The organism is Streptococcus sp. Marseille-Q7156, from assembly GCF_965119495.1.
Genome location: NZ_CBCPLU010000001.1, coordinates 1,536,525 through 1,550,722, shown reverse-complemented (window position 1 = coordinate 1,550,722; position 14,198 = coordinate 1,536,525). Strand labels below are relative to the sequence as shown.

Sequence of the window (14,198 nt, the reverse complement as noted above, 5' to 3'; positions counted from 1 at the left end):
AATGGGCTACTTTGATTATTCCAGAGAGCCCAAAAGTGACATTGCCTTTGTCGATATGAAATCCTTTTATGCCAGTGTTGAGTGCGTGAAAAGGGGATTACATCCGCTGAAAACCTCGCTTTGTGTCATGAGTCGCGCGGATAACTCAACTGGTCTTATCCTAGCCTCCTCTCCCCTGTTTAAGAAGATTTTTGGCAAGTCAAATGTTGGTCGAGCCTATGATCTGCCCTTTGATATCAAGACCCGCAAATTTTCCTATTACAATGCTCGAAAGCAAGGACTACCTATCGACTCAGACTATGTTCGCTGCATCGAAGATTGGGCTCAAGTGACCTTGATTGTGCCACCTAGGATGGATGAGTACATCGCAGTCAATATGGAAATCCAGCGAATCTTTCAAAACTATGGCAGTCCAGATGATATTTATCCTTACTCTATCGATGAGGGCTTTATTGACCTGACTAGTTCGCTCAACTATTTCATCCCAGATAAGAGTCTCTCTCGCAAAGACAAGCTGGATATGCTTTCTGCTCGTATTCAGAGGGATATTTGGAGGCAGACAGGGATTTACTCTACAGTGGGGATGTCCAATGCCAATCCTTTACTGGCCAAGTTGGCTCTGGATAATGAGGCCAAGCACACTCCGACCATGAGGGCCAACTGGTCTTACCAGGATGTGGAAGAGAAGGTCTGGTCCATTCCCAAGATGACCGACTTTTGGGGGATTGGCAGGCGGATGGAGAATCGCTTGCATGCTCTGGGGATTTTTTCCATCAAGGAATTGGCAACCAGCAATCCCGACCAGCTAAAGAAAGCTCTGGGTCAGTCTGGCTTACGTTTGTGGTTTCATGCTAACGGAATTGATGAGAGCAATGTTCATAAGCCCTATAAAGCCAAATCCAAGGGTTTGGGAAATTCTCAAATCTTGCCGAGAGACTACGTGAAGTTACGGGATATTGAAATTATTCTCCGGGAAATGGCGGAGCAGGTGGCTATTAGACTGAGAAGGTCTGGCAAGAAAACAACCCTTGTCTCTATCTATGTCGGTTTCTCTAAACAGGAAGTCAGGCCATCTATTCACACACAAATGAAGGTCGAAGCTACCAATAATACCGCTGTCTTAACAGATTATGTTTTGAAGTTATTTCATAACAAATATACTTCTGGGGCGGTCAGAAGTGTCGGAGTAAACTATTCAGGGTTTGTGGACGAGTCCTTTGGTTTGATTTCCCTTTTTGATGATGTTGACAAGTTAGAAAAAGAAGAAAGGCTCCAGACGGCCATTGACTCCATTCGGGAACAATTTGGTTTCACTTCCCTTTTAAGAGTCAATGCACTGGAAGAAGCCTCTAGGAGTCTTGCTAGAAGCAAGCTGATTGGGGGACATTCTGCTGGAGGATTAGATGGATTAAAATGATTGATCGTTCTTATTTACCTTTTCAATCTGCGCGAGATTATCAAGATCCAGGTATGCAGAAGTGGATGGGATTTTACCTCTCAGAACACACTAGTTCGCTTAGTGAAGAAAAAAAACGTGTTGATTTTTCGATAGATTTGGACCCAGTTGAGAAACTACATTTACTTTCTCAGCTTTATGTTGGCCAACTGAAGGGAAGTTTTGTGGTAAAGGAAAAGAAGCAGAAAATCACTATCATCGGTGTGGTGAGAGAGTTATCACATCAGACTCTATCTATTAGGACAAACGAGGGATATAGGTTGATAGAGGTTGCAGATGTCCTCGAAATTCGACTGTGGGAGGAGGGAGTGTATGACTAGAAAAGAGCTGTATGAAAACAAACTGCAGATGGATTATTTTTCAGATGACTATATTCGTTTTGAAGAGGATTTTCAAAAATACTCTGCCATGAACGTACCCTTGACTTTCTTGATTGATGACATCCTACGAACCATGGCGATGAATCAGAAAAACTACTTTGTCTTAAACAAGGAAAATGCCAAGGATGGGCGGGAGCATAGCTTTTATTTTAGGGTGGTAACGGAAAAAGCGTGTCCTAGAAATAGGACCTATACATACTCAGGAGTCAGGAATAGCAGTCAGTAGTGCCTTGTCTGCTATGAATGTATCATTTTTACAACACTTCATGGTTCATATCATGGAGTGTTTTTCTATTTAAGTCAAAGCAAATCAAAAAATCTCACTATTCTTAGGCTAAAGGAGAACTAATAATAGTGAGATTGTGAAATTATAGTAGGGTTCGTATGGCCTCTTCAATTTGTTTTGGGTCCGTTTTTGAAGAGAAGCGTTCAAAGACTTGCCCATCACGACCGATGAGAAACTTAGCGAAATTCCATTCGATTCGTTTTCCTAGTGGGCCAGATTTTTGTTCTTTCAACCAAACATAGAGAGGATCTGCTTCCTTACCGTTAACCTTGATCTTGGCAAAACGTGGGAAGCTGGTCTGATAATGTAGGCTACAGAAGGCGTTGATTTCCTCTGCGCTGCCTGGTGCTTGTCCCATAAACTGATTGCAAGGGAAGTCTAAAATCTCAAAACCTTGATCTTGATAGCGGTCATAGAGTTCTTGGAGTCCTTGATACTGGGGCGTTAAACCACATCCAGTAGCAGTATTGACAACCAAGAGAACCTTACCACGATAGGCATCTAATGGGGTTTCTTGATTGTCTTGGTTTAAGACTAAAAAATCGTAGATTGAGGTCATTGTTTGCTTTTCTCTTTCTGCTTGGTATTTTTAGACGTTTTCTCCTCCTGTAGGGATAGAAAGCCGTAGGTCAGGGTTCCAAAAATGCTACCGATAATTAGACCATACATCAGTAAAGGAACACTTTTATCGAATTGCATGAGTAACTTCACAAAATCTGGAAGTGACATCTGCTGAACGATGACTTTATGAAAGATGAGTAGGGTAAAGAGGCCAATCTGAAGACCGATAAACACAACCCAGCTTCGGAATTTGATTTGGCTCTTGCTGTAGGTTTTAAGGATGATTTCTGACTTGTCATCTTTTTCCAGATGGAGTTCTTTGACGGCCCTTTGAGTTTTTAAAGTAATGAAATAAATCAGACCAAAGAAAATGTAGGGCATGGCATAGCGAACGACCTCTATGAAGCGTCCAAATAACAGATAAAACAAGAAGAGAAAGAAGGAAGAATAAACGATTTGGACCATGGAACGGGCACAAGCCTTGTAGATAATCTCTTGCCGGCATTCATCAAAAGGGCCTTGGATATGAAAGAGATTTCGGAGTAGGCGAGTGGTTAAGTCTTCTTTTTTCATGTTAGTAACCTCCTAAATGAGCGGTTTTTGATTGACTTCTTTAACGAATTGATAGAGATAATAAAGATAAGTGATAGAAGAAAGGCTAGCGATAGTCAGCAGTAAATAATATTTCCAATCGCTTGAGATGAGCATCAGTTGTGGAAAAGATAGAATTATAAAGTATAGTGCTAAGTTGAGTATGCGCGTTTTTTGGGAGTCAATCTTTAGATAAGTCAGTCCTTTGTTAAGGGCTGGAATAAAGACTAGCCCGAGGAATATCTCGCTGATTGGCAAGTTCCCTGAAATGATGATGAAGATGAGCAGAGAACTGAACAAAAGATGATAGGTCAGTAAAGTTAGTAGTGATTTCATAGGTACCTCCTAATCCTGGTCTTTTTTAGCTCTTGCAATACGAAGTGAGTCGACAATATGTATCATCACTCCGAAAAAGAAAGCTCCCAGTATAGTTTTAAAAATATGTTTTGTATTTAGAAGAGAAGTGATAAAATTTGGATTTTCACTTGTTAGGGTATCAATGAGTGGAATTATAAAAAATATCACTGTTCCATAAATCGAACCTGCTTTCAGACTAGGATAACGTAACTGTTTCTGTTCTTTTTTCATAAGGCATCTCCTAATCCTCATCTTGATCTTTCTTAGTTTTTGCAATGCGACGGGAGATGAGGAACTGTATGCTCGCTCCGAAGAAAATAGAACCGAGAATGCTTGATACACCATTTCTTATAGTGAGGAGAGAATGAAAATAGTCCTGACCTTCACCTATGAGTATACTGAGAAGAGGAGTTATAAAAAACATCCATAGACCAAAGAACAAACCTGCTTTAAGACCTGGGTAGTGTAGTTGCTTACTTTCTTTCTCGCTCAGCATATCTGGATCAATAGCTGTAATCCCTGTTTTTTTCATTTGGTAGGTGACATAGCCAGCAGCGATGAGGGCAATCACTAAAATTAGAGGAGGATAGACTAGAGCCACTAGTTGAGGATATTTATAGGCCAGAAGGAGTGGAATAATATTGCCGAAAATCATCAGATAAAATAGAAAGATAAAGACTTGGTTACCTATACGGTCAGCTTCGCGCCGTTTGTGTTCGTCAAGAGGGCCAGAAATGCCATAAATGCGTTTGATTAGTTTTTCAGTGAAGGTTTCTTTTTTCATGAGTTTGCTCCTTTTTTAAAAATTATCCTCCCAAAAGAGACTGTTGAGGTCAGTTTGGAGGCTGCGGGCGAGATTGAGACAGAGTTCCAGAGTTGGGTTGTACTTGTCGTTCTCAATCATATTGATGGTTTGTCTCGAGACACCGATATCCTTGGCTAGTTCGAGCTGGGAAATGCCTAGTTCCTTGCGAAATTCTTTCACACGATTCATCTGTTCTCCTTTCTGATTTATGTCGCATATATTTGACTATATTATATTCCTCTATAGAGTGAATGTCAAGCATATTTGACATATTTCTTAAAGAAATTCTTACTTGTTTGTGGCCTATTTGTCTGACTAGTGCAAGCTAGTCAGATTTGTGGTAAAATAGATAAGATATGACAAAAGAATTTCATCATGTAACGGTCTTACTCCACGAAACGGTTGATATGCTCGACGTAAAGCCTGACGGTATCTACGTTGATGCGACCTTGGGTGGAGCGGGCCATAGCGAATATTTATTAAGTAAATTAAGTGAAAAAGGCCATCTCTATGCCTTTGACCAGGACCAGAATGCCATTGACAACGCGCAAAAACGCTTGGCACCTTACATTGAAAAGGGAATGGTGACTTTTATCAAGGATAACTTCCGTCATTTACAGGCACGTTTGCGCGAAGCTGGTGTTCAGGAAATTGATGGAATTTGTTATGACTTAGGAGTGTCTAGTCCTCAGCTGGATCAGCGTGAGCGTGGTTTTTCTTATAAAAAGGATGCGCCACTGGACATGCGGATGAATCAGGACGCTAGTCTGACAGCCTATGAAGTGGTGAACCACTATGACTATCATGACTTGGTTCGTATTTTCTTCAAGTATGGTGAGGATAAATTCTCTAAACAGATTGCCCGTAAGATTGAACAAGCACGTGAAGTCAAGCCAATTGAGACAACGACTGAGTTGGCAGAGATTATCAAGTCTGCTAAGCCTGCCAAGGAACTCAAGAAGAAGGGTCACCCTGCCAAGCAGATTTTCCAAGCTATTCGAATTGAAGTTAACGATGAGCTGGGGGCGGCAGATGAGTCCATCCAGCAGGCTATGGATATGTTGGCTCTGGATGGTAGAATCTCAGTGATTACCTTCCATTCGCTAGAAGATCGCTTGACCAAGCAATTGTTCAAGGAAGCTTCAACGGTTGAAGTTCCAAAAGGTTTGCCCTTCATCCCAGATGATCTCAAGCCCAAGATGGAATTGGTATCCCGTAAGCCAATCTTGCCAAGTGCAGAAGAATTAGAAGCCAATAACCGCTCGCACTCAGCCAAGTTGCGCGTGGCCAGAAAAATTCACAAGTAAGAGGAAAAAATGGTAGATAAAAAAGAAACAACCAGTCAATTCTTGCAGAATCGTATAAAAAAATTCTCCCGTGTGGAGAAGGCTTTTTATCTTTCCATTGCGTTTACAGCTCTCGTTTTGGCGCTGAGTATTATCTTTATGCAGACCCGACTCCTACAAGTACAAAATGATCTGACAAAAATCAATGCGCAGATAGAAGAGAAGAAGACAGAGTTGGATGATGCCAAACAAGAGGTAAATGAATTGTTGAGGGCAGAACGCTTGAAAGAAATCGCAAATTCTAAGGACTTAAAATTGAATAATGAGAATATTCGATCAGCGGAGTAAGATATGAAGTGGACAAAAAGAATAACCCGATTTGCGATTAGAAACCGTAAATCTCCAGCAGAAAACCGTAAAATAGTGGGGAAGTACATCAGCTTGTTAGCTGTCGTACTTTTCGCTGTCTTTTTGGTCAATTTTGCTGTTATTATCGGGAGTGGTAGTAAATTTGGAACGGATCTAGTCAAAGAGGCTAAGAAAGTTCACCAAATAACTCGTACAGTCCCTGCCAAACGTGGGACTATTTATGACCGCAATGGAGTCCCGATTGCTGAGGACGCAACCTCCTATAATGTCTATGCTGTTATTGATAAAAAATACAAATCAGCAACGGGTAAAATTCTTTATGTAGAAGATGCCCAGTTTAATAAGGTAGCAGAGGTTTTCCATAAGTATCTGGATATGGACGAGGCTTATGTTAAAGAACAATTGTCTCAACCGAATCTGACTCAAGTTTCTTTTGGTGCCAAAGGAAATGGAATTACCTATGCCAATATGATGGCTATTAAAAAGGATTTGAAAGACGCTAGTGTTGAAGGAATTGACTTCACAACTAGCCCTAATAGAAGCTATCCAAATGGACAATTCGCTTCTAGTTTTATTGGTTTGGCCCAACTCCATGAAAATGAGGATGGTAGCAAGAGTTTGCTGGGAACTTCTGGGATGGAGAGTTCCTTGAACAGTATTCTTGCAGGGAAAGACGGTATTATTACCTATGAAAAAGATCGTCTGGGTAATATTGTCCCTGGAACAGAACAAGTTTCCCAACAAACGGTAGATGGCAAGGATGTTTATACAACATTGTCTAGTCCGCTACAATCTTTCATGGAAACTCAGATGGATGCCTTTCTAGAAAAAGTAAAAGGTAAGTATATGACCGCGACCTTGGTCAGTGCAAAGACCGGTGAAATCCTCGCTACCACCCAACGACCTACCTTTAATGCAGATACTAAAGAAGGAATCACTGAGGACTTTGTTTGGCGTGATATTCTTTATCAAAGTAACTATGAACCAGGATCAGCCATGAAGGTTATGACGTTAGCTTCTTCTATTGATAATAATACCTTCCCAAGTGGAGAATACTTCAATAGCAGTGAATTCAAAATAGCGGATGCGACGACTCGAGATTGGGATGTTAATGAAGGTTTGACTACTGGTGGGATGATGACTTTCTTACAAGGTTTCGCTCACTCCAGTAATGTTGGAATGAGTCTACTTGAACAAAAAATGGGAGATGCTACTTGGTTGGATTATCTAAAACGCTTTAAATTTGGGGTTCCAACTCGCTTTGGCTTGACAGATGAATACGCTGGTCAACTTCCAGCTGATAATATTGTTAGTATTGCTCAAAGCTCATTTGGGCAAGGAATTTCAGTGACACAAACACAAATGCTTCGTGCCTTTACAGCTATTGCTAATGATGGAGTTATGCTGGAGCCAAAATTTATAAGTGCTATTTATGATACTAACAATCAGTCTGTACGTAAGTCACAAAAAGAAATAGTAGGAAATCCTGTTTCCAAAGAGGCAGCAAGCACAACTCGAAATCACATGATCTTAGTTGGGACGGACCCTCTATATGGAACTATGTATAATCACTACACAGGAAAGCCAATTATAACAGTTCCTGGACAAAATGTAGCAGTTAAATCCGGTACGGCTCAAATCGCTGATGAGAAAAATGGAGGATACTTGGTTGGTTCTACCAATTATATTTTCTCAGCTGTGACTATGAATCCTGCTGAAAATCCTGATTTTATCTTGTATGTAACGGTTCAACAGCCTGAGCATTATTCAGGTATCCAGTTGGGAGAATTTGCCACCCCAATCTTGGAGCGGGCTTCAGCTATGAAAGAATCTCTCAATCTTCAATCTCCAGCCAAAAATTTAGATAAAGTTACGACAGAATCTTCTTATGCAATGCCTAGCATCAAGGATATTTCACCTGGTGAGTTGGCGGAAGCCTTACGCCGAAATATTGTGCAACCAATCGTTGTGGGTACTGGGACAAAGATTAAAGAGTCTTCTGTAGAAGAAGGAAAAAATCTAGCGCCTAACCAACAAGTTCTCCTTTTATCTGATAAGGTAGAAGAAATTCCAGACATGTATGGCTGGAAAAAGGAGACTGCTGAGACCTTTGCCAAATGGTTGGATATTGAACTGGAATTTGAAGGTTCGGGTTCCGTTGTTCAGAAGCAAGACGTTCGGACCAATACAGCTATCAAAAACATTAAAAAAATTACATTAACTTTAGGAGACTAATATGTTTATTTCCATCAGTGCTGGAATTGTGACATTTTTACTAACTTTAGTAGGAATTCCGGCCTTTATCCAATTTTATAGAAAGGCGCAAATTACAGGCCAGCAGATGCATGAGGATGTCAAACAGCATCAGGCAAAAGCTGGGACTCCTACAATGGGAGGTTTGGTTTTCTTAATTGCTTCTGTTTTGGTTGCTTTCTTTTTTGCCCTATTTAGTAGCCAATTCAGCAATAATGTGGGAATGATTTTGTTTATCTTGGTCTTGTATGGCTTGGTCGGATTTTTAGATGACTTTCTCAAGGTCTTTCGTAAAATCAATGAGGGGCTAAATCCTAAGCAAAAATTGGCTCTTCAGCTTCTAGGTGGAGTTATCTTCTACCTTTTCTATGAGCGCGGTGGAGATATGCTTTCAGTCTTTGGTTACCAAGTGCATCTGGGGATTTTCTATATTTTCTTCGCTCTTTTCTGGCTAGTTGGTTTTTCAAACGCAGTCAACTTGACAGACGGAATTGACGGTCTGGCTAGTATTTCAGTGGCGATTAGCTTGTCAGCTTATGGAGTTATTGCCTATGTGCAAGGTCAGATGGATATTCTTCTAGTGATTTTTGCCATGATTGGTGGTTTGCTCGGCTTCTTCGTCTTTAACCATAAGCCTGCCAAGGTCTTTATGGGGGATGTGGGGAGTTTGGCTTTAGGTGGAATGCTGGCAGCTATCTCTATGGCCCTCCACCAAGAATGGACTCTCTTGATTATTGGAATTGTTTATGTCTTTGAAACAACTTCGGTCATGATGCAAGTCAGTTATTTCAAACTGACAGGTGGTAAACGTATTTTCCGTATGACCCCTGTCCATCACCATTTTGAGCTTGGGGGATTGTCTGGTAAAGGAAATCCTTGGAGCGAGTGGAAGGTTGACTTCTTCTTTTGGGGAGTTGGGCTTCTAGCAAGTCTCCTGACCCTAGCAATTTTATATTTGATGTAAGAATGGCACCCTGATGTTCAGTTTCAGGGTGTTTTTGCGTTTTAAAAAATATTGGTCAATTAAAGTCAAATTCCTTGACCTTTTTTGACTAATGTAGTATATTATGAACGTAAGGTAAATGAAAGCCTTACTAGAACACTTATATTCAATGAAAATCAACGAGCAAACTAGGAAGCTAGCCGCAGGTTGCTCAAAACACTGTTTTGAGGTTGCAGATAGAGCTGACGTGGTTTGAAGAGATTTTCGAAGAGTATAAAAAATATTGGTCAATTAAAGTCAAATCTCTTGACCTTTTCTGACCAATGTAGTATATTATGAACGTAAGGTAAATAAAAGCCTTACGTGAACACTTATTTAAAGTAAAGTAGAAAGAGGTGGGGTCTATGTTTAATCTAGAAATCTTTAGAAGTAAAGATAGTCTACTCCTGCTTGAAAAAGAAAAACCAGAAATAGTACCTAGAGTAGCGATTTAGCTAGTCTAAATTTTTTAAAACAAAGGTCAAAGATAGTCAATATCAGTAATAATAAATAACAAAAAGAGGTAAAGAATATGAATAACAACTTTAATAATTTTAACAACATGGATGATTTATTTAACCAATTGATGGGTGGTATGCGAGGATACAGTTCTGAAAATCGTCGCTACTTGATTAATGGCCGTGAAGTGACACCTGACGAATTTGCTCACTATCGTGCAACTGGTCAATTGCCAGGAAATGCAGAAACTGATGGACAAATGCCACAACAGGCTTCAGGTATGAAACAAGACGGTGTCCTTGCTAAACTGGGTCGAAACTTGACAGCAGAAGCGCGTGAGGGCAAACTGGATCCAGTCATCGGACGAAACAAGGAAATTCAAGAGACATCTGAAATCCTCTCACGCCGTACTAAGAACAATCCTGTTTTGGTTGGAGACGCAGGTGTTGGTAAGACAGCCGTTGTCGAAGGTCTAGCACAGGCGATTGTGAACGGTGATGTTCCAGCTGCCATTAAGAACAAAGAAATTATTTCCATTGATATCTCTGGTCTTGAGGCTGGAACTCAATACCGTGGTAGCTTTGAAGAAAATGTCCAAAACCTAGTCAATGAAGTGAAAGAAGCAGGGAATATTATCCTCTTCTTTGATGAAATTCACCAAATTCTCGGTGCTGGTAGCGCTGGTGGAGATAGTGGTTCTAAAGGGCTTGCGGACATTCTCAAGCCAGCCCTCTCTCGTGGAGAATTGACAGTGATTGGGGCAACAACTCAAGACGAATACCGTAACACCATCTTGAAGAATGCAGCTCTTGCTCGTCGTTTCAACGAAGTGAAGGTCAATGCTCCTTCAGCAGAGGATACTTTTAAAATCCTTCAAGGAATTCGTGACCTCTATCAACAACACCACAATGTTATCTTGCCTGATGAAGTCTTGAAAGCAGCAGTGGATTATTCGATCCAATACATTCCTCAACGCAGCTTGCCAGATAAGGCTATTGACCTTGTCGATGTAACGGCAGCTCACTTAGCAGCTCAGCATCCAGTAACAGATGTTCATGCTGTTGAACGTGAAATTGAGGCAGAAAAAGACAAACAAGAAAAAGCAGTTGAGGCAGAAGATTTTGAAGCAGCTCTAAACTATAAAACACGCATCGCAGAATTGGAAAAGAAAATCGAAAACCACACAGAAGATATGAAAGTGACTGCAAGTGTCAACGATGTGGCTGAGTCTGTAGAACGAATGACCGGTATTCCAGTATCTCAAATGGGGGCTACGGACATCGAACGTTTGAAAGATATGGGTCATCGTTTGCAGACGAAAGTTATTGGTCAAGATAAGGCCGTTGAAGCAGTAGCAAAAGCTATCCGTCGTAACCGTGCTGGTTTTGATGAAGGTAACCGTCCAATCGGTAGCTTCCTCTTTGTAGGTCCTACTGGTGTTGGTAAGACTGAGTTGGCTAAACAATTGGCTCTTGATATGTTCGGAACGAAAGATGCTATCATCCGTTTGGACATGTCAGAATACAGCGACCGCACAGCCGTATCTAAATTGATTGGTACAACTGCAGGTTATGTTGGTTACGATGACAACAACAATACCTTGACAGAACGCGTCCGTCGCAATCCATACTCTATCATTCTCTTGGATGAAATTGAAAAGGCTGATCCTCAAGTCATTACCCTTCTCCTCCAAGTCTTGGATGATGGTCGTTTGACTGATGGTCAAGGAAATACCGTAAACTTCAAGAACACTGTCATTATCGCGACCTCAAATGCTGGTTTTGGCTATGAAGCCAACTTGACAGAAGATGCGGATAAACCAGAATTGATGGACCGTTTGAAACCATTCTTCCGTCCAGAGTTCCTCAACCGCTTTAACGCAGTTATCGAGTTCTCGCACTTGACTAAGGAAGATCTTTCTAAGATTGTGGATTTAATGTTGGCTGAAGTCAACCAAACCTTGGCTAAGAAAGACATTGATTTGGTAGTCAGTCAAGCAGCTAAGGACTATATCACAGAAGAAGGCTATGATGAAGTCATGGGTGTTCGTCCTCTCCGTCGCGTGGTTGAACAACAAATCCGTGACAAAGTCACAGACTTCCACTTGGATAACCTTGATGCTAAACATCTGGAAGCAGATATGGAAGATGGTGGTTTAGTCATTCGTGAAAAAGCCTAAGACAAAATTTTGAGAATAAAAAAGCAAGCCAATTTCGGCGAGTCTACTGAAAAAGTCATCAAATTGATGGCTTTTTTGTTATACTAGAGATGAGGTAAAATAATGCTTGATAATCAGTTAACTATGGATGTCAGTCCTTATTCTAGTTTGTATGATATCGTGGTTCCTAAAACCCACTTTTTACGTCAGCTAACTGAACTCTGTGATTTTAGCTTTATTTATGATGAACTAGAAAAGAATTATCGTCCCGATTTTGGGCGTAAAGCTTATTCACCGATTATGATGTTCAAATATCTCTTGTTAAAAGATATTTATAAGTTATCAGATGTAGATGTGGTAGGACGTTCCTTGTCAGATATGGCCTTTAAATTTTTTCTTGGTCTAGCTCCTGAGGATTCTGTTATCGAGCCATCCTCTCTGACAAAATTTAGAAAGCTAAGAATTAAAGATGATAAACTGCTTGATGTATTGATTCAGAAGTCTGTTCAAATTGCACTCGAACATAACTTGATTAAGAGTAAAATCCTCATTGTGGATGCCACTCACACCAAATCTCATTATAATCATAAGAAACCCCAAGAAATCCTTAGAGAGCGTTCAAAAGCTTTACGTAAAACAATTTATCAACATTCAGAAGATATCAAAATAGAATTTCCAAAGAAACCTCAAGAAGATAACCTCGAAGCAGAGTTGACCTATACAGAGGAGTTAATGGCTGTGGTTGAAAAACACGAGGAACTCTTAGCTCTACCGGCTGTGTCTCAAAAGTTCAATTACCTAAAAGAGGCTGTCGAGGACGACTTAGAACATTTGGAAGCTTCTGTTAAGGAGGAGGCTAGGCTCGGACATAAGACAGCCGACAGCTCTTTCTATGGATATAAAAGTCATATCGCTATGACGGATGAACGGATTATTACTGCTTGTGTGATCACTTCTGGCGAACAAAGCGATGGGAAATATTTACCTGAATTATATGCCAAAACAAAGGAAAATAGTCTGGACATCGAGACTATTATTGGTGATGCGGCTTATTCGGGAAAGGACAACATTCAACTAGCTCGCAAAGAAAAGATTCATTTGGTTTCAAAACTGAACCCTTCAGTTTCAAAAGGTTACCGTAAAGAAGAGGATGCGTTTGAATTTAATAAAGATGCAGGGCTATTTGTCTGTCCAGAAGGACACATGGCTGTTCGCAAAGCAAGGACAGGGAAAAAATATCAAAATAAGAATCAAGTTGTCACTCATTACTTTGACATTGAGAAGTGCAAGAATTGCCTTTCCAAGGAAGGGTGTTATCAGGAGGGGGCAAAGTCTAAAGCTTATTCAATAACCATTAAGAGTAACGATCATCTTTTCCAGAAGAAATTTCAGGAAACACCTTATTTCAAAGAAATGGCCAGACATCGCTATAAAATCGAAGCGAAGAATGCCGAACTAAAACAGAGACATGGCTTTGATGTCGCACGGGCATCAGGTCTTTTCAACATGGAGTTACAGGCAGCCACAAGCATCTTCGTAGTCAATATGAAACGAATTATGACCTTAATAAATACAAAATAACCGAGGAATTCACTCAAATTTATGAGTGATTCCTCGATTTTCATTTTATTAAAAGTAAGAGGCTTACTTTTTCAGTGGACTCCTGAAAAACTGGTTCCTTTTTTGTGTTTAGATGACATGACGCTCAAATGCATCATCTGAAATCCCTTGTTCTAGAATGAGTTTAGCCCATTCTTTAGCAGAGAAGAGGCTGTGATCCTTGTAGTTTCCGCAAGATTCGATGGTTGTTCCAGGGACGTCTTCCCAAGTAGTAGTTTCAGCGATTTCCTTGAGCGAATCCTTGATAACAGCTGCGATTTCAGCACTGGTGTGACGCCCCCACATAATCATGTGGAAACCTGTGCGGCAACCAAATGGTGAACAGTCAATCATACCGTCAATGCGAGTACGGATGAGTTTGGCTAAGAGGTGCTCGATAGTGTGAAGGCCGGCAGTAGGGATCGAGTCTTCATTGGGTTGCACTAAACGAATATCATAATTGGAGATGATGTCTCCCTTTGGCCCTGTTTCTTCCCCAATCAAGCGAACATAGGGTGCTTTAACAATGGTGTGGTCAAGTTCAAAACTTTCAACAATAACTTCTTTTGACATGGTAAATCCTTTCAGTTTTCTTCTTTCATTATAACACAAAGCTGGCTCCTGAGACAGAGAGAAAACCTCTCCGAGAGTGGAGA

Annotated in this window: 16 protein-coding genes; 9 read left to right on the top strand and 7 right to left on the bottom strand. The window is 40.6% G+C overall.

Annotated elements, in window-relative coordinates; genetic code table 11:
• Window position 1: 1 nt before the first annotated feature.
• Genes ACWPV5_RS07195 through ACWPV5_RS07185 form a run of 3 tightly spaced genes read left to right on the top strand, consistent with a single transcriptional unit; the run spans window position 2 to window position 2,062 of the window.
• The gene (locus ACWPV5_RS07195; RefSeq protein WP_261070481.1) at window positions 2–1,417 is read left to right on the top strand and encodes a Y-family DNA polymerase; all 1,416 of its coding nucleotides are present in this window, start codon (window positions 2–4) and stop codon (window positions 1,415–1,417) included.
• Window positions 1,414–1,776, top strand: a complete 363-nt coding sequence (locus ACWPV5_RS07190; RefSeq protein ID WP_261070482.1) for a hypothetical protein — start codon at window positions 1,414–1,416, stop codon at window positions 1,774–1,776. Before ACWPV5_RS07195 ends, ACWPV5_RS07190 begins: the two co-directional genes overlap by 4 nt.
• The gene (locus ACWPV5_RS07185; RefSeq protein ID WP_033678235.1) at window positions 1,769–2,062 is read left to right on the top strand and encodes a DUF5960 family protein; all 294 of its coding nucleotides are present in this window, start codon (window positions 1,769–1,771) and stop codon (window positions 2,060–2,062) included. Before ACWPV5_RS07190 ends, ACWPV5_RS07185 begins: the two co-directional genes overlap by 8 nt.
• Before the next feature lie 142 nt (window positions 2,063–2,204).
• Here ACWPV5_RS07185 and ACWPV5_RS07180 read toward each other — a convergent pair whose 3' ends face one another.
• From ACWPV5_RS07180 to ACWPV5_RS07155, 6 genes are read right to left on the bottom strand one after another with little or no spacing between them, the layout of a single operon-like run.
• The gene (locus tag ACWPV5_RS07180; RefSeq protein ID WP_261063589.1) at window positions 2,205–2,681 is read right to left on the bottom strand and encodes a glutathione peroxidase; all 477 of its coding nucleotides are present in this window, start codon (window positions 2,679–2,681) and stop codon (window positions 2,205–2,207) included.
• The gene (locus ACWPV5_RS07175; protein ID WP_261069225.1) at window positions 2,678–3,256 is read right to left on the bottom strand and encodes a DUF3278 domain-containing protein; all 579 of its coding nucleotides are present in this window, start codon (window positions 3,254–3,256) and stop codon (window positions 2,678–2,680) included. The genes ACWPV5_RS07180 and ACWPV5_RS07175 overlap by 4 nt, the downstream gene beginning before the upstream one ends.
• A 12-nt stretch (window positions 3,257–3,268) precedes the next feature.
• Window positions 3,269–3,610 (bottom strand): hypothetical protein, encoded by a 342-nt coding sequence (locus ACWPV5_RS07170; protein ID WP_173226256.1) that lies wholly within the window; start codon window positions 3,608–3,610, stop codon window positions 3,269–3,271.
• 9 nt (window positions 3,611–3,619) lie between these two features.
• Window positions 3,620–3,862: a hypothetical protein gene (locus ACWPV5_RS07165; RefSeq protein ID WP_173226258.1), complete on the bottom strand. Its 243-nt coding sequence runs from the start codon at window positions 3,860–3,862 to the stop codon at window positions 3,620–3,622.
• Between the two features lie 10 nt (window positions 3,863–3,872).
• Window positions 3,873–4,415: a DUF3278 domain-containing protein gene (locus ACWPV5_RS07160; RefSeq protein WP_454383080.1), complete on the bottom strand. Its 543-nt coding sequence runs from the start codon at window positions 4,413–4,415 to the stop codon at window positions 3,873–3,875.
• A gap of 15 nt (window positions 4,416–4,430) precedes the next feature.
• Window positions 4,431–4,625, bottom strand: coding sequence for a helix-turn-helix transcriptional regulator (locus tag ACWPV5_RS07155; RefSeq protein ID WP_001082471.1), 195 nt, complete (start codon window positions 4,623–4,625; stop codon window positions 4,431–4,433).
• Between the two features lie 167 nt (window positions 4,626–4,792).
• On the opposite strand from ACWPV5_RS07155, the gene rsmH reads away from it, so the two are divergent.
• The 6 genes from rsmH to ACWPV5_RS07125 all read left to right on the top strand — a co-directional run bounded on the left by rsmH (window position 4,793) and on the right by ACWPV5_RS07125 (window position 13,524).
• The gene (gene rsmH, locus ACWPV5_RS07150; protein ID WP_193550533.1) at window positions 4,793–5,743 is read left to right on the top strand and encodes a 16S rRNA (cytosine(1402)-N(4))-methyltransferase RsmH; all 951 of its coding nucleotides are present in this window, start codon (window positions 4,793–4,795) and stop codon (window positions 5,741–5,743) included.
• A 9-nt stretch (window positions 5,744–5,752) separates the two neighbouring features.
• Window positions 5,753–6,070, top strand: a complete 318-nt coding sequence (ftsL, locus tag ACWPV5_RS07145; protein WP_000227822.1) for a cell division protein FtsL — start codon at window positions 5,753–5,755, stop codon at window positions 6,068–6,070.
• Window positions 6,071–6,073: 3 nt separating this feature from the next.
• Entirely contained in the window at window positions 6,074–8,326 is a 2,253-nt protein-coding gene (gene pbp2x, locus ACWPV5_RS07140; RefSeq protein ID WP_454383076.1) for a penicillin-binding protein PBP2X, read from the top strand.
• Between the two features lies 1 nt (window position 8,327).
• On the top strand, window positions 8,328–9,308 hold the full coding sequence (gene mraY / locus ACWPV5_RS07135) for a phospho-N-acetylmuramoyl-pentapeptide-transferase (protein ID WP_173262410.1): 981 nt from the start codon (window positions 8,328–8,330) through the stop codon (window positions 9,306–9,308).
• A 550-nt stretch (window positions 9,309–9,858) separates the two neighbouring features.
• Window positions 9,859–11,964: an AAA family ATPase gene (locus ACWPV5_RS07130; RefSeq protein ID WP_454383074.1), complete on the top strand. Its 2,106-nt coding sequence runs from the start codon at window positions 9,859–9,861 to the stop codon at window positions 11,962–11,964.
• A gap of 102 nt (window positions 11,965–12,066) precedes the next feature.
• Window positions 12,067–13,524 (top strand): IS1182 family transposase, encoded by a 1,458-nt coding sequence (locus ACWPV5_RS07125; RefSeq protein WP_454383072.1) that lies wholly within the window; start codon window positions 12,067–12,069, stop codon window positions 13,522–13,524.
• 108 nt (window positions 13,525–13,632) lie between these two features.
• Here the strand turns inward: ACWPV5_RS07125 and ACWPV5_RS07120 are convergent, their stop codons facing one another.
• On the bottom strand, window positions 13,633–14,115 hold the full coding sequence (locus ACWPV5_RS07120; protein ID WP_000032547.1) for an S-ribosylhomocysteine lyase: 483 nt from the start codon (window positions 14,113–14,115) through the stop codon (window positions 13,633–13,635).
• Window positions 14,116–14,198: the final 83 nt, after the last annotated feature.

Excerpts from the sequence above, each read along its gene's own strand:
- ACWPV5_RS07195 (WP_261070481.1), top strand. The coding sequence starts at position 2 with ATGGGCTACTTTGATTATTCCAGAGAGCCCAAAAGTGACATTGCCTTT.
- ACWPV5_RS07190 (WP_261070482.1), top strand. The coding sequence starts at position 1,414 with ATGATTGATCGTTCTTATTTACCTTTTCAATCTGCGCGAGATTATCAA.
- ACWPV5_RS07185 (WP_033678235.1), top strand. The coding sequence starts at position 1,769 with ATGACTAGAAAAGAGCTGTATGAAAACAAACTGCAGATGGATTATTTT.
- ACWPV5_RS07180 (WP_261063589.1), bottom strand. The coding sequence starts at position 2,681 with ATGACCTCAATCTACGATTTTTTAGTCTTAAACCAAGACAATCAAGAA.
- ACWPV5_RS07175 (WP_261069225.1), bottom strand. The coding sequence starts at position 3,256 with ATGAAAAAAGAAGACTTAACCACTCGCCTACTCCGAAATCTCTTTCAT.
- ACWPV5_RS07170 (WP_173226256.1), bottom strand. The coding sequence starts at position 3,610 with ATGAAATCACTACTAACTTTACTGACCTATCATCTTTTGTTCAGTTCT.
- ACWPV5_RS07165 (WP_173226258.1), bottom strand. The coding sequence starts at position 3,862 with ATGAAAAAAGAACAGAAACAGTTACGTTATCCTAGTCTGAAAGCAGGT.
- ACWPV5_RS07160 (WP_454383080.1), bottom strand. The coding sequence starts at position 4,415 with ATGAAAAAAGAAACCTTCACTGAAAAACTAATCAAACGCATTTATGGC.
- ACWPV5_RS07155 (WP_001082471.1), bottom strand. The coding sequence starts at position 4,625 with ATGAATCGTGTGAAAGAATTTCGCAAGGAACTAGGCATTTCCCAGCTC.
- rsmH (WP_193550533.1), top strand. The coding sequence starts at position 4,793 with ATGACAAAAGAATTTCATCATGTAACGGTCTTACTCCACGAAACGGTT.
- ftsL (WP_000227822.1), top strand. The coding sequence starts at position 5,753 with ATGGTAGATAAAAAAGAAACAACCAGTCAATTCTTGCAGAATCGTATA.
- pbp2x (WP_454383076.1), top strand. The coding sequence starts at position 6,074 with ATGAAGTGGACAAAAAGAATAACCCGATTTGCGATTAGAAACCGTAAA.
- mraY (WP_173262410.1), top strand. The coding sequence starts at position 8,328 with ATGTTTATTTCCATCAGTGCTGGAATTGTGACATTTTTACTAACTTTA.
- ACWPV5_RS07130 (WP_454383074.1), top strand. The coding sequence starts at position 9,859 with ATGAATAACAACTTTAATAATTTTAACAACATGGATGATTTATTTAAC.
- ACWPV5_RS07125 (WP_454383072.1), top strand. The coding sequence starts at position 12,067 with ATGCTTGATAATCAGTTAACTATGGATGTCAGTCCTTATTCTAGTTTG.
- ACWPV5_RS07120 (WP_000032547.1), bottom strand. The coding sequence starts at position 14,115 with ATGTCAAAAGAAGTTATTGTTGAAAGTTTTGAACTTGACCACACCATT.